Origin of the sequence: Legionella sp. ST3F1 (genome assembly GCF_048553315.1) — a bacterium.
In the GTDB taxonomy this organism is placed as follows: Bacteria; Pseudomonadota; Gammaproteobacteria; order Legionellales; family Legionellaceae; genus Tatlockia; species Tatlockia donaldsonii.
Map to the genome: position 1 here is coordinate 21,457 of NZ_JBLZIO010000023.1, position 13,441 is coordinate 34,897.

Genomic DNA, 13,441 nt, shown 5'->3' on the forward strand with positions numbered 1-13,441 from the left:
GACAAATTTTTGCTTGTTATTGTTATGTAGATAAAAATGGAAGTATCAAAAATCTGTGTGTGGGTTATAATTTTGGTATAGTGCGCATAGTTGGATAGCTGCCTTATTTCCTTTTATCAGCTCGTAAACTACATTTGTATCCAGTAATAAATATATTATCAAATTCCTCAGGCCGATGCATTTTTTACTTAATTTTGGAACTTCAAAATCAATATCCACAGCACCGTGCATAGCCAGTAAATCGATAATAGTTTCTTTGGTTTCAGTAAGCTTTAAATAATCTTCTATTGCATAAAGTGCATGGGCAAGATGCCTCCTATCAGTAATAAAAACCAGTCCGTTTGCGGTGTTTTTTGCTCGCATCTTGATTAAATTCACAGCCTGAAAAGGTACTAATAGTCATATTAACACCTCATAATGTAGTAACTTACCTACATAGCCAAAGAGTAGGTACATTTTTACAAAAATAAGAAAGCTAGTGTCTAAATTTACGCTCTCATGACGACGAAACCCATCAATAACAAATATTTCAATGCTTTCCCGCAAACACGGAGCGGCATCACTTAAAAAACTTCACTGTTTTTAAATACTTTATCAATCGCTATTAAGCTTTCCAGCAAAGGTTTTATTTTGTCCAATGGCCAGCTATTTGGCCCGTCGCTAAGTGCTTGATCAGGGTTCGGATGAGTTTCCATAAAAATACCGGCAATCCCTGCGGCGACAGCTGCTCTGGCTAATACAGGGACAAATTCGCGTTGCCCGCCTGATACGCCATTATTGCCCCCAGGTAGCTGAACAGAATGGGTAGCATCATAGACCACCGGACAGGCTGTTTCACGCATAATCTGTAAGGAGCGCATGTCAGAAACTAAATTGTTGTAACCAAAACTTACGCCGCGTTCACAAACCATAATCTGTTCATTCCCCGTGGCCTTGGCTTTGGCAACAACATGTTTCATATCCCAGGGAGATAAAAACTGCCCTTTCTTGATATTCACAGGCTTATTCATTGCAGCCACTTTTTGAATAAAATTGGTCTGACGGCATAAAAATGCGGGGGTTTGTAATACATCGACGACACTGGCAACCTCTAACAAGGGGGTATCTTCATGAACGTCAGTCAATACAGGCACACCTATCTGTTGTTTGACCTTTTCTAAAATCAATAAACCTTTCTCAAATCCAGGTCCACGATAACTGTTCATTGACGAACGATTTGCTTTGTCGAAAGAGGATTTATAAATAAAAGGCAATTTTAACTGCCGGCATATTTCTTTCAAATAGCCAGCTGTTTCCAAAGCCAATGCTTCACTTTCAATGACGCACGGGCCTGCTATCAGAAATAAAGGAGAATCAATACCTACTTCAAAATCACATAATTTCATGCTTTTTCCTTTTGTCCGTGATAACTACGTGCTGCTAAAATAAACTGCTGGAAAAGTGGATGGCCATCTCGCGGTGTAGAGGTAAATTCCGGATGAAACTGACAAGCTACAAACCAAGGGTGATCATGCAGCTCAATCATTTCAACCAAGGTATTATCCGCAGAGCGTCCCGAAATCGTTAACCCATTTTCAACCAACGCATCAACAAATTGATTATTAACTTCATAGCGATGCCGATGTCGTTCAACAATTTGTGGCTTGTTGTAAATTTTATAGGCCTGGGAATTCGCATCAAGTTGGCACATCTGAGCACCTAACCGCATGGTACCACCCAGATCCGTATTTTCATCACGTAGCTTGATACTACCATCTTCTGCCATCCACTCAGTAATCAAGCCAATAACAGGATAAGGTGTCGTTTTATCGAATTCAGTCGAGTTGGCTCCTTTAAGCCCTACGACATTACGAGCATATTCAATAACCGCTGTTTGCATACCTAAACAAATACCGAGGAAAGGAATTTTTTCTTCGCGCGCGTATTGTACTGTTCTGATTTTTCCTTCAATGCCTCGTTCACCAAAACCGCCAGGTATTAAAATAGCGTCGGCAGAAGTAAGCAATTCAGTACCATGCTTTTCTATTAATTCAGCATCGATATAAACAATTTCCACTTTTGTTTGCGTATGAATGCCTGCATGCAGCAAGGCCTCATTAATCGACTTATAGGCATCATTTAACTCAGTATATTTACCCACCATAGCCACTTTGACCGTCATTGTCTGGATAGCTTGTGCGTCAACGACTCGTTGCCACTCATGTAAATCAGCCGGCTTAAGAGTCAGGCCTAATTTTTTCACCACAATCTCATCCAAACCTTGGTCATGCAGAATCATGGGAATTTGGTAAATACTCTTGGCATCTTCTAAGGAAATAACCCCTTCTTTTTCCACGTTGGTAAATAGCGCAATTTTTGCTCTGTCACTTAAAGAAAGAGGTTTCTCAGAACGACAGATCAAAATATCGGGTTGAATACCAATGGAGCGTAATTCTTTTACTGAATGTTGGGTTGGTTTCGTTTTTGTTTCACCTGAGGTAGCGATATAAGGAACTAAAGTCAGATGAATAAACAAAGAGCGCTGTGAACCAAGCTCAATTCGCATTTGACGAATGGCTTCAAGAAAAGGTAAGGATTCAATATCTCCAACAGTCCCACCAATTTCAATCATTGCCACATCAAAGTTGTCAGCACCTTGTTTGATAGAACGCTTAATTTCGTTAGTAATGTGAGGAATGACTTGTACTGTTCCGCCTAAATAGTCACCCCGACGTTCTTTTTTGATCACTGTTTCGTAAATTTTTCCGGAAGTGAAATTATTACGCTTGGTCATGGTAGTACGCACAAAACGTTCATAATGACCCAAGTCAAGATCTGTTTCGGCGCCATCGTGAGTCACAAACACTTCACCATGCTGAAAAGGGCTCATAGTCCCAGGATCAACATTAATGTAAGGATCGAGTTTAATAAGCGTGACTGTTAAACCACGTGCTTCGAGAATAGCTGCTAATGAGGCTGCAGCAATACCTTTACCCAGCGAAGAAACTACACCGCCGGTAATGAAAATATAATTTGTCATAGATGACCCCGTTTGGAATGCCGAAACCGCCGCACAAGCGGAATAAATAAGATCGCATGTAAACGGGATTTAATTTTAACAAAAGAAGAACAGAAATAACACAGATTTCCTCATCAAAATAAAATCCCTTATTTTGATAAGGAAAATCTTAATACTTTATCCTTATTACATTTCGCTAGCAGTTTAAAATCCCGGATTACAGCCTTCGGCTTTCATCCAGGCTTGTATCTTGTACCCAAGTGTCAATAGCCCACCATAGCCTGGGTGCAGGCGCAGCCGAAACCCAGGATTCAAGTTAGCAGCAAAGCACAGAAATCAATCCATAAGCACCAAGATAGTAGAAATATAAACAGTCCTACTTGGTCAAAGTATCTAGCTGATGTAAGATCTTATACATCGCAATCGCACAATCGACTGCCTCTACCCCTTTATGGCCATGTTTACCGCCAAGACGATCCCAGGCTTGCTCATCATTGTCTGTAGTCAAAACACCAAAAATGACAGGGACATTGTAATCCAAAGCCACACGCTGGCAGCCATTGCTGACTTGCTCGCAAACATAATCATAATGGCTGGTTTCACCGCGGATAACAGCACCTTGGGCAATGATCACATCCACTTGTTTTTGCATTGCCAAGCGTTTAACAACAATAGGAATCTCCACTGCGCCAGGTACTTCCACCACAATAATGTCTTTCGCTTCAAAGCCACATTCATTTAATCTTTGCAAAGCACCACGTTTCAATTCTTCTGTCACCTCGCGGTTAAAGGAGCTCACAACCAGTGCGATGGGAAAAGATTTTATCGAGCCAGAGGTTTCAGCAGTAATGTGTTTCATAAGCATCCCTATTCAACTGTCAATAAATGACCAAGTTTTTCTTGCTTGGTTTTTAGGTAATCACGATTTTCCTGAGTTGGTCGAATCAATAAAGGAACTCGTTCACTTACTTTCAAACCATATTTTTCAATGGCTTCGACCTTATGCGGGTTATTCGTTAATAAACGCAATGTATCCACACCTAAATATTTTAGAATTTGAAACGCAACGGCATAATTGCGATTATCAGCTGGCAATCCCAATTGCAAATTGGCATCTACCGTATCAAACCCTTGCTCTTGCAGAGCATAAGCCTTGAGTTTGTTAGCCAAACCGATCCCTCGACCCTCTTGACGCAAATAAAGGAGAATGCCTCCTTCGTCAGCGATCTGACTGATAGCCTGCTGTAATTGTGCACCACAATCGCAACGGCAAGAGCCGAATACATCACCAGTAATGCATTCCGAATGAATACGCACCAACGGTATTTTATTGGTTACTTTGGGCGCTTTAATAAGGGCAAAATGCTCTGCTGAATCCAGCTTATTGTGAAAAACAGTCATGGAAAAATCACCATGATTCTGCAAAGGGATCCGTGTCGTCGCGGCCTCTTCAACCAACATTTCATGGCGAATACGATACTCTATCAAATCCTTGATAGTAACCATCGGAATATCATGTTTGCGAGAAAAAGACGCTAATTCATCACGCCGGCTCATTGTTCCATCATCATTAATAATTTCACAGATGACCGCCGCAGGTTTCAGCCCTGCAAGGATGCTTAAGTCGACACTGCCCTCTGTTTGGCCTGCCCGTTCTAAAACCCCACCTGTTCTTGCCCGCAAAGGAAATACATGCCCAGGAGAAATAACTGACTCAGGTCCACTGGCAGAATCAATCGCCACTTGAATTGTATGGGCACGATCGTAAGCCGAAATCCCAGTCGATACACCACTGGCTGCCTCTATCGAAACAGTAAATGCTGTACCATAGGGAGAACGATTCTTCTGTGCCATCATAGGCAACTGCAATTTATCAATCAATTCACCCGCCATTGGTAAACAGATAAGGCCCCGACCAAAGCGAGCCATAAAATTGATTGCTTCCGGGGTAATATGTTGCGCGGCGATCACTAAATCCCCTTCATTCTCACGCAATTCATCATCCAGTAACATAATCATACGACCAGCTTTTAATGTCGAAATTGCCTGCTCAATGGTTGCAAAGGGATTTGTCATGCTTCAACCTCATTTTTCAATTGTCCTGCGATCTTGAGCTGATGTGCCACGATCCGAGTCAAATAATCAAATTCCACATTTAAACGTTGACCAATTTCTAATTGGCCCAATGTGGTCTTTACCAAAGTATGGGGGACTAACATCAACTTGATATTGTCTTCGTTCACTGCATTGATGGTTAAACTTACTCCCTCCAAAGTAATACTTCCTTTGGGCAAGAGGTACATGCTAGCACATGTTGCAAAATCACCAACAACCAGTTCTAGATAGTCACCGATTGGATTAATTGCCTTGAGGCGAGCTGTCGTATCGACATGCCCGCTCACGTAATGTCCCCCAAAACGAGCGGAAGCCAGCATAGCTCGTTCAAGATTCACCGACATACCGGCACGCAATTGCCCCAGTGTGGTGAGACGCAACGTCTCTGGTGAAACATCAAAAGCCAAAGACTGCTCATGCTCGGGGAGCACAGTTAGACATACCCCATTCACAGCAATACTTTCTCCTGTTTGTAAATCAGCAAAGGGGGATTTAATTAACAGACGATTGGCAACTTTGCCGCTAATATTAGCCAACACCTCACCTTGCTGCTCTATCAAGCCTGTAAACATGGATCCTCCTCGTGCCAATCAAGGCATGCTATCACATTGTCAGACTTCACCTGCCACGATACGGCTCGCTTGGTAGTAAAAAACACCTCTCCCTGAAAGGCAGGCGTTGTATTTTCTCCGAGTATCTCAGGAACGAGATAAAGGTAAGTTCGCTGCACCAATTTCTCACGATGCAGGGCAGAAAATAATGCGCCCCCTGCTTCAACCCAAACATCATGGTATCCCAACTCGCCCAACTGTTTGAGTACAAATTCCAAATCAAGTAATCCTTCTCTAGCAGGAATACCGTAATAACTGCAATTAGAGAAAGGGTTAGTTACTGCATAATTTTCATCATGAAAAATATGACAATGTTCAGCGCTGCTAAAAATCCTGGCATTTTTATTTAAAGACAAGCGGCTATCTAGAATTGCCAGGCGTTTACCTTTCTCTCTATCTTTTAAACGAACATTGAGTAAGGGATCATCCTGAACAATTGTTTTCGCTGTAGTTAAAATCACATCGGTATATAAGCGATGCTGGTGGGTAAATTCAGCGCAGTCTGCATTCGATAATTGACACCGTTGTCCATTGACGCCGGCAATTTTGCCATCCAAAGTCTGCGCTATCTTGGCCGTAACCCAGGGGCGTTTAGTCTTTGTCCAATAATGATAGCTTTGATAGAACGCATCAATTTCCTGTAGAGGATAATGTAAGGCTTCAATTCCATTTTTGCGTAATATTTCAGGCGTATTATTTGCCCGCACAATAGGATTAGGGTCAGAAAAACCGTAAATCACCTGTGAAATACCATGACCAAGAATAGCCATCGCACAAGGCGGCGTCTTTCCCCAATGATTGCAAGGCTCCAGAGTGACATAGAGACTGACATCCTGTAAACCTGCTGGAATTTTCGCTACAAGAAGTTGCTCGGCATGGGCAGTCCCAGCCCCTTGATGCCAAGCACGAGCAATGATTTCGCCTTTGTGGACTGCAACAGCCCCAACGCTGGGATTTGGCGCACAATTACCCCGTCCGAACCAGGCTTGTTCGAGGGCGGCCAGCATAAAGTATTTGTGCATAGTTAAATCACTACAGAAAAATGCGAAGATGATAACAAATTATTCAATTTTTGAGTAGTCTGAGGTTGATGTAGTGTCATGTAAAATAAGGTAGTAAAGTTAGAGGGAATATTGTATATATAAAAAAATATTTTTCCGCTAATTTTTTTATTTTCTCAAAAAATCATTATGTTTGAACAAAATACCAGTGATCTGCATTGCCATCTCAATGGCAGTTTTAGTCTTCCCTATCTCTATGAGGTTGCCAAGAAAAACGGTTGTTTAGACAAATATACGAGTCTTGTAGCCTTGCGGGAGGCCTATCTGAGCAAAACCCAAAAGCAACCTGAAGAAGGTTATGCCAAAGAAGATATCCATTCTATCTGGGAAATATTTGTTTTAATTCAAGCAATTATACAAACTCCCGAAGATATCAGTTTGGGTACCGTGGATGTTATCCGCAGTTCTGCGGCTAAATATATGGAGATAAGAACAACCCCAAAAGAAATGACCGATAAATCCAAGGATGATTATATCAATGCATTTGAACAAGGCTTGTTGGCTGCAGCTCAATCCACGTCTAAAAAAGCGTTTGGTTTATTGAGCCTGGATAGAACTATCCATAGTTTTTCAGAAGCACAACATTTTATTAAGCGAGTCGTTCAAAGCCCTGAAGGCGTGCTTAAAGGCATTGATATCTCTGGTAATCCGATTGCACCACGAACCTTACGAGGTAAGGATCTGGAGCAGTTAATCGAGTTGGCACTGAACTCCAAGGTTGGGTTGGCAATTCATATGGGAGAGGCCGATACGGCTGTTGAACGCGAAGATACAGATACCATTTTAACCGCTCTGGAGGCTTGGGTAAAAACCAATGCCCCACAACAAGCAAATCCGCTTTTTGGCAAAGTGAGGCTAGGGCATTGTATTTTTTTAACTCTTGAGCAGAAAAATCGAATTCGAGCATTAAATATTCCTATTGAAGTTTGCCCTACCTGTCATAGCAAACTTAACTGGCATAAAGAAAAATCGCCCCATCCAGTGACAGGGGTTTATTCTGATGTAGAACAGCCTATTGCCTTTGCAACCGATGATGAATTTGTTTTTGGTGCTGGTATAAAAACAGAATATCTCAAGGGATTAGGACTTTTCAGCAACAAGAATGAACTATCCAAAAAGCAAATCAAAGAAAATCAGGCACAATTCCGTTTTGCCTAAAAGCATCCATTTAAAAAGGGCGATTATTTTTTATCGCTCCTGTTGTCTATGGTATGATAAGTCCATGTTACTATTGTCATAGACCTTGGATGCCAGATTGTAACCAATCAACGCTGAAAGGCATTTGGTCGCCACTTGGTGAGCCGTTAATAATTGCTCAAGTAATGAGCTTGTTTAATCGAAGAGCAAGTCTATGATCTTATTGCGACTTTTTAAACGACAGGGATTTTCTTCAAGTTTCATGCGCGGCTGCTTGTGTTTTTTCCTCGTTTTTATTCAGCTATTACCAACTACAGCGCTTGCTTTTTCCCCTTATTCGACTCGTGAGCTTGAAGAGTTAGAAAAAGAATTTATTCAGATTATTAACCAGTCAGACAGTATCGAGCGCGATGCCTTAGCAAATCAGTATATTAATCATTTAGGTAAAAAACTGGCACGCTTAGCCCATATGCCTACGCCTTATTTTTTTATTGTTAAATCAAATGAGATCAACGCATTTGCCGGTCCAGGCGGTTATATTGGTATTAATACGCAATTAATTCTTGCCACGGATAATGAAAGTGAATTAGCCGCTGTTATGGCTCATGAAATTGCCCACGTTCGTCTTCATCATCTCTACCAGAGGATTGAGCATGAGAAACAGATGCGTATCCCGCTCCTTGCCTCGTTGTTAGCATCCGCTGCCTTGGGCGTCGTTAACCCTACACTAGGTAGCGGCGCATTGATGGCCTCCATGACTGGTTTTGCTCAAGATAATATTAACTTTACCCGTGCCAATGAAAAAGAGGCGGATCGAATCGGCATTGGTATGCTTATTAAATCAGGTTTAGATCCTCGCGGGATGGCTGGTTTTTTCAAAAAAATGCAACAAAACTCTCGTTATTACTACACAGCCAATATTCCTGCCATCTTAAGAACCCACCCCCTGGATGAGGAGCGTATTGCGGAGGCAGAAAACCGTAGCCAGAATTTGGGGAAAAAACAGTATACTGATAGTCTGAATTATCGTTTGTTTAAAGAATTGATTCGCGTTTCAGTCACCAACAATAACAAGCAATTGCTTGATTATTATCAAATTCAATGCCAAAAACGAACCAGTGGCCCAGCCTGTCAATATGGTTATGCATTAGCGCTACTCAATACCAATCAGTTCCAACAGGCACAGGCACGTTTAACATCCCTACTCGCTCAGGATCACGATAATCTTTTTTATCAAATTGCCATGGCACAGGCCGAAACCGGGAGCAAGCAATTTGAAATTGCGTTAAAACGACTGAGTGATCTACAAGCCAATTACCCTGAAAATTACGCGGCAATCATGGCTCATGCCCAGGGATTGCTAGCAGCAGGGAAAGCTGGGCAAGCAGCCTCTGTATTACTAAAAGGCTCAAGACTATTCAAAAGAGATTTACCCCTTTGCGAAGAGCTTGCGCAAGCACAAGCTGCATCCAGGCAAAAAAGTTATGCTTATTTTACTCAAGCGCAATGCCAGCTTTTACAAGGCCGCAGACGTGATGCTATGCGGCAGCTAAAACAGGCAAAAATACTTGCTAAAAATGACCGTTACCTGCAGGCTCGTATTAGTGCCATGATGGAGGAAGTTAAGTTTCTCTCCGAAGACTAAGCTTTAAGCGCGGTTTGATTTTCGAGCATCACAGCGATGCATACACGTCAGTAGGATAAGTAACAAGATATAGAAATAATTAGGAACGGTTTACCTTTCGCTAGCTTGTGTGCTTGGGCTTTGATTTTCGAGCATTGCAGCGGAGCATAGACGCCAGTATGTGAGCAGCGAAGCACAGAAAATCAAAGCCCAAGCGCCAAGATAGTAGAAAGGTAAACCGTCCCTTAGGGTTGAATACCAAACCAACCACCCGTATCCCCCCCAGCCCAACATTCAGTTGCTCTACAAGCATCTATCTTCTGTGAACACAGTCTTTTGAATTCGCCAGCGGCGCTAATATCCTGATTTTTATAACCGTGTGGTTGGCAGATTCGCCCAAGATAAACTCCGCGAACACGAATTTGGCCCATTACAGAAATATTTGGCCCTACCTCATAAATACCGGGACTATGCGAATAACAGGCAATATAACAACCGGGGACTTGGTTATAACTATTGTCTGTAGGTAGCATTCTTTGTATTGCGCCTGGGTAGGGATGATTGATCACACCCTCACTTTCGAGAACATACACAGGATAGGGCGAAGGTAAGAGATATTTATTGGCTGTATTTTCGCTACTGAAAGCCGCTCCAAGTAAAGTAAACAGAAAAATGCTTACTAATCCATTTAGTAATGTCTTCATGATTCGTCCATTAATCGCTTGCTACACACCCATAGCCATAGTATAGAACCGATTATTGAATAAGAAAGAAAATGGATTAGAATACCTGAAAAATAAATCAGTTGAGATTCCTGATGTCCGAATCGAGCGAATTAATTATCCGTCAAACTCAGAATTGGATTCATTCATTTATTATCAAATTCAATATCTGTCCTTTTGCTAAAAGGGAGATAAATAAAGGCTCGGTGAGATTTCAGGTCAGTTTTACTGCAAAAGAAGAAGCCGCCCTCACTGAGGTGATGTCAGAAATTGAGGTTTTAGATCAACAACGAGAACTAGAAACTACCTTGATGATTTTTCCCGGATTATTTAAAGATTTTTTTCATTATCTGGATTTTGTTGATCTGGCTGAGCAACTCCTGGTGGAGTGTGGTTACGAGGGTATCTATCAAATAGCCTCTTTTCATCCCGATTATTGTTTTGCTGATGTTGATTTCAATGATGTTTCAAATTATACCAACCGCTCACCTTACCCCATGCTCCACTTGCTGCGTGAAGAAAGCGTTGAAAAAGCGATTGATTATTATGGCGATACGTCAACAATCCCCGAAAAAAACATTGCAACCATGCAACAATTCAGTTTAGAAAGGATACAAAAATTACTGTTAGATTGTATGAACACCAAATAATCTTCCTAATCACTCGCAAAGCTTGGTTGTTTTATAGGCAGCTTTATCTATACTTTTAAGTAGTCATCCCAAATACGATGATAAAGGACATGAAAATATATCGTTTCATGATGATTCTACTCTGTATTTTTATTTCGCCATGGCTATGGGCTCAAGAAAAAGTGCTGAGAATTGCTGTTGCCATTTATGATCCCCCTTTCGTCATGCAAATAGCCAATAATCAATTCTATGGCTTTGATATTGCTATGATGGACGATGTTTGCAGGAGGATCGGCTACACCTGTCAATTTATCGCTACGCCCAACAATCTATTAATTGAAAGAGTCCGAAGCAAGCAAGCTGATTTAGCAGTAAGTTCAATTATCATTACGGTAAAAAGACTCCAACAAGTTAATTTCACCTTACCTTATTTAGTCAGCCAGGCCCGCTTTCTTGGTCCTGCAAAATTAGCGTCTCAACCTTTCGATATCAATTTGTTAGATAATAAAAAAATTGGTATTACCGATAACGCCTTTTTATCGCTTATTAAAATAATGGGAATCAAGAAGCCTAAAGTTATCTTATTTGAGCATGATAACCTGATGATTCAGGCTTTACGCTCAGGAGCAATAGACATTGCATTCGTTGATAACCCTACTGCGCATTACTGGCATATGAACTCATCGGGATCTTTAATGGCTATGGGTGAACCTGTAACTTTTGGTGCCGGGATAGGTATAGCGGTTAATCGAAATAATTTCAAGCTCTTAAGTATTATTAATCCAGCCTTACTCGACTATCAAAATAGTGAAGCCTTTAAAGAAGATTACCACAAATACCTACTTCATTTTTCTACTGACACATCCCCACAAAATGCTACTAATTTGCAATAACACGAAACAATCTATAATCAACTATACTAATTAAATAACATTTAATTTATAAGAGGAACGGTTCGATGCTTTATAGATTATTAATTAATTATCTACGTATAAAACTCATGCGAATTATTCTAAATCATGTAGCTAACCAGCTCGTAAAGACAAAATATATGAGGCAGACAGGTTTTCTAGCCACTGTAGTCAGGTTTATAGCCACTCATTTTCTGAATTCTCCGCGAGGAGCAAAATGAAAGATAAACCGCGTAGATGCCGTTACCGAAAAATAGAACACCGTAATCTATTTCACCAGTTAATTGTGACGTTTAATTACCATGGAAGAGGAGTGGCAAATGGCCCAGTATATTTATAAAGGATTTAAAGTTTTTTATGATATAAAGCCTGTATCAGGCTCTACTAATTTATATAAAGCTGATGGCTATGTAGTCTGTTGCCTGGACAAAAAAGGACTTACTCCACCTCAAAAATTTCACACAGAATATCGTACGAAAACAGAAGTGCAAAACGAAATTAGGAGACTCCTTGAAAACTATGTGGATTTTGAATGGAAGGAATTTCATGAGATGCACGGATAATTTTAATTCATTTATATCCGATATATCCGATCAATAAAAAGCAAGAACCACGCACAGGTGGTTCTTGTTGTTGACCAGGAGCTTTGCCAGCCTCCAAAGGTCATACCCTTATAGTATAGCCAATGATCCGCATTTTGTCTTAGCCCTATGAGCCATCTAAAAGATTTCTTAGTTTCAAAGCCAATTGGTTTTTTGAAAAACAACTAAATTTTTCACGTAAATTTTCAAAATGGCGTTCAACAGTACGTCTCGAAATATTCAACAAACTCGCGGTTTCATCAGAAGTTTTACCTTTGACAAACCATAATAAAATCTCTTTTTCACGCGGAGTAAGCTGTATATAATTATTTTTATCAAAATCTCCCTGAAAAGTAGTTTCCAATAAATTATTTTCCAAGAAACTATTAATCAGCCCTATGCATTCTGCGTGATTATCACTATCTATTTGGCATTTTATTAATTCATTCTTAACTGGGGCAATTTTTTCATCAAAATAAATATTAAATTTTTTAAATATTTCAAGATTATTGAGATAAACATGATTAATATCTTGTTTTTCAAGTGGAGCATCAAATGAATAAAGTTTGAATCGCTGGTTATTAATAATTTCAAGTATTCTAAATGAATGGCCATAATTAAATTGGTTCAATAATTCAAAAACCGGCAAACTATGTTGTTTATATTCCTCTTGATAGACATCAATCAGGTAAAGTCCACTTTTAGGGTAGGTTTTCAAAATACTCAGAGGAGCATTATTAACCAATTGATTATTAATGCATTTTTCTAAATAATCCCCGTTGCTGCCTACCCAAAAAAATTGACCCTGTTCATTCATCTCAACATAACTGAAATGATTAATACCCGTTATTTTAAAAAGATTTTTGCAAATTTGTTGAACAAAATCGGTATAATTAACTAATTCATAGTTATTAATGGGACCAGGAGGGATTTCAATATATTTCATGATTGGTTATGCGCATAAAATCACATATTGTATAATAATACACCATTTTGTTTGTTTTATGGTAAATCGCTTAATAACGCTACCTTCTTTATATTATATCAACTAT

General features: G+C 40.2%; 14 protein-coding genes. 5 read left to right on the forward strand and 9 right to left on the reverse strand.

Annotated features, from left to right (window positions below; translation table 11 throughout):
- Positions 1-45: 45 nt before the first annotated feature.
- The 7 genes from ACN4Z1_RS13775 to ribD all read right to left on the reverse strand — a co-directional run bounded on the left by ACN4Z1_RS13775 (position 46) and on the right by ribD (position 6,746).
- Entirely contained in the window at positions 46-363 is a 318-nt protein-coding gene (locus tag ACN4Z1_RS13775; RefSeq protein ID WP_419388219.1) for a hypothetical protein, read from the reverse strand.
- A 200-nt stretch (positions 364-563) separates the two neighbouring features.
- Positions 564-1,385 carry a 3-deoxy-8-phosphooctulonate synthase gene (gene kdsA / locus ACN4Z1_RS13780; protein ID WP_228364240.1) on the reverse strand — a complete coding sequence of 274 codons (822 nt, stop codon included), beginning with the start codon at positions 1,383-1,385 and terminating at the stop codon, positions 564-566.
- Positions 1,382-3,019 carry a CTP synthase gene (locus ACN4Z1_RS13785; protein WP_115221034.1) on the reverse strand — a complete coding sequence of 546 codons (1,638 nt, stop codon included), beginning with the start codon at positions 3,017-3,019 and terminating at the stop codon, positions 1,382-1,384. The genes kdsA and ACN4Z1_RS13785 overlap by 4 nt, the downstream gene beginning before the upstream one ends.
- A 355-nt stretch (positions 3,020-3,374) precedes the next feature.
- Positions 3,375-3,857 carry a 6,7-dimethyl-8-ribityllumazine synthase gene (ribH, locus tag ACN4Z1_RS13790; protein WP_228364241.1) on the reverse strand — a complete coding sequence of 161 codons (483 nt, stop codon included), beginning with the start codon at positions 3,855-3,857 and terminating at the stop codon, positions 3,375-3,377.
- Between the two features lie 8 nt (positions 3,858-3,865).
- Positions 3,866-5,074: a 3,4-dihydroxy-2-butanone-4-phosphate synthase gene (ribB, locus tag ACN4Z1_RS13795; protein WP_228364242.1), complete on the reverse strand. Its 1,209-nt coding sequence runs from the start codon at positions 5,072-5,074 to the stop codon at positions 3,866-3,868.
- Positions 5,071-5,685 (reverse strand): riboflavin synthase, encoded by a 615-nt coding sequence (locus ACN4Z1_RS13800; RefSeq protein WP_228364243.1) that lies wholly within the window; start codon positions 5,683-5,685, stop codon positions 5,071-5,073. The genes ribB and ACN4Z1_RS13800 overlap by 4 nt, the downstream gene beginning before the upstream one ends.
- On the reverse strand, positions 5,670-6,746 hold the full coding sequence (gene ribD / locus ACN4Z1_RS13805) for a bifunctional diaminohydroxyphosphoribosylaminopyrimidine deaminase/5-amino-6-(5-phosphoribosylamino)uracil reductase RibD (protein ID WP_115221030.1): 1,077 nt from the start codon (positions 6,744-6,746) through the stop codon (positions 5,670-5,672). The genes ACN4Z1_RS13800 and ribD overlap by 16 nt, the downstream gene beginning before the upstream one ends.
- 168 nt (positions 6,747-6,914) lie before the next feature.
- Between ribD and ACN4Z1_RS13810 the strand changes: the two genes are divergently transcribed.
- Together ACN4Z1_RS13810 and ACN4Z1_RS13815 are read left to right on the forward strand one after the other, a co-directional pair.
- Positions 6,915-7,943: a hypothetical protein gene (locus ACN4Z1_RS13810; RefSeq protein ID WP_228364244.1), complete on the forward strand. Its 1,029-nt coding sequence runs from the start codon at positions 6,915-6,917 to the stop codon at positions 7,941-7,943.
- A gap of 241 nt (positions 7,944-8,184) precedes the next feature.
- The gene (locus tag ACN4Z1_RS13815) at positions 8,185-9,567 is read left to right on the forward strand and encodes a M48 family metalloprotease (RefSeq protein ID WP_228365050.1); all 1,383 of its coding nucleotides are present in this window, start codon (positions 8,185-8,187) and stop codon (positions 9,565-9,567) included.
- A gap of 224 nt (positions 9,568-9,791) precedes the next feature.
- Here the strand turns inward: ACN4Z1_RS13815 and ACN4Z1_RS13820 are convergent, their stop codons facing one another.
- Positions 9,792-10,250 (reverse strand): hypothetical protein, encoded by a 459-nt coding sequence (locus ACN4Z1_RS13820; RefSeq protein WP_058444733.1) that lies wholly within the window; start codon positions 10,248-10,250, stop codon positions 9,792-9,794.
- Positions 10,251-10,363: 113 nt separating this feature from the next.
- Between ACN4Z1_RS13820 and ACN4Z1_RS13825 the strand changes: the two genes are divergently transcribed.
- The 3 genes from ACN4Z1_RS13825 to ACN4Z1_RS13835 all read left to right on the forward strand — a co-directional run bounded on the left by ACN4Z1_RS13825 (position 10,364) and on the right by ACN4Z1_RS13835 (position 12,371).
- On the forward strand, positions 10,364-10,918 hold the full coding sequence (locus ACN4Z1_RS13825; protein ID WP_228364245.1) for a DUF1415 domain-containing protein: 555 nt from the start codon (positions 10,364-10,366) through the stop codon (positions 10,916-10,918).
- 89 nt (positions 10,919-11,007) lie between these two features.
- A complete protein-coding gene (locus tag ACN4Z1_RS13830; RefSeq protein WP_228364246.1) occupies positions 11,008-11,790 on the forward strand; it encodes a transporter substrate-binding domain-containing protein in 783 nt (260 codons plus the stop codon).
- Between the two features lie 338 nt (positions 11,791-12,128).
- Complete coding sequence (locus ACN4Z1_RS13835) at positions 12,129-12,371, forward strand: hypothetical protein (RefSeq protein ID WP_228364247.1); 243 nt, start codon at positions 12,129-12,131, stop codon at positions 12,369-12,371.
- Between the two features lie 145 nt (positions 12,372-12,516).
- Here the strand turns inward: ACN4Z1_RS13835 and ACN4Z1_RS13840 are convergent, their stop codons facing one another.
- Entirely contained in the window at positions 12,517-13,335 is an 819-nt protein-coding gene (locus ACN4Z1_RS13840) for a helix-turn-helix transcriptional regulator (protein ID WP_228364248.1), read from the reverse strand.
- Positions 13,336-13,441: the final 106 nt, after the last annotated feature.

Excerpts from the sequence above, each read along its gene's own strand:
- ACN4Z1_RS13840 (WP_228364248.1), bottom strand. The coding sequence starts at position 13,335 with ATGAAATATATTGAAATCCCTCCTGGTCCCATTAATAACTATGAATTA.
- ACN4Z1_RS13835 (WP_228364247.1), top strand. The coding sequence starts at position 12,129 with ATGGCCCAGTATATTTATAAAGGATTTAAAGTTTTTTATGATATAAAG.
- ACN4Z1_RS13825 (WP_228364245.1), top strand. The coding sequence starts at position 10,364 with ATGTCCGAATCGAGCGAATTAATTATCCGTCAAACTCAGAATTGGATT.
- ACN4Z1_RS13820 (WP_058444733.1), bottom strand. The coding sequence starts at position 10,250 with ATGAAGACATTACTAAATGGATTAGTAAGCATTTTTCTGTTTACTTTA.
- kdsA (WP_228364240.1), bottom strand. The coding sequence starts at position 1,385 with ATGAAATTATGTGATTTTGAAGTAGGTATTGATTCTCCTTTATTTCTG.
- ACN4Z1_RS13810 (WP_228364244.1), top strand. The coding sequence starts at position 6,915 with ATGTTTGAACAAAATACCAGTGATCTGCATTGCCATCTCAATGGCAGT.
- ribD (WP_115221030.1), bottom strand. The coding sequence starts at position 6,746 with ATGCACAAATACTTTATGCTGGCCGCCCTCGAACAAGCCTGGTTCGGA.
- ACN4Z1_RS13800 (WP_228364243.1), bottom strand. The coding sequence starts at position 5,685 with ATGTTTACAGGCTTGATAGAGCAGCAAGGTGAGGTGTTGGCTAATATT.
- ribB (WP_228364242.1), bottom strand. The coding sequence starts at position 5,074 with ATGACAAATCCCTTTGCAACCATTGAGCAGGCAATTTCGACATTAAAA.
- ACN4Z1_RS13815 (WP_228365050.1), top strand. The coding sequence starts at position 8,185 with ATGCGCGGCTGCTTGTGTTTTTTCCTCGTTTTTATTCAGCTATTACCA.
- ribH (WP_228364241.1), bottom strand. The coding sequence starts at position 3,857 with ATGAAACACATTACTGCTGAAACCTCTGGCTCGATAAAATCTTTTCCC.
- ACN4Z1_RS13785 (WP_115221034.1), bottom strand. The coding sequence starts at position 3,019 with ATGACAAATTATATTTTCATTACCGGCGGTGTAGTTTCTTCGCTGGGT.
- ACN4Z1_RS13775 (WP_419388219.1), bottom strand. The coding sequence starts at position 363 with ATGCGAGCAAAAAACACCGCAAACGGACTGGTTTTTATTACTGATAGG.
- ACN4Z1_RS13830 (WP_228364246.1), top strand. The coding sequence starts at position 11,008 with ATGAAAATATATCGTTTCATGATGATTCTACTCTGTATTTTTATTTCG.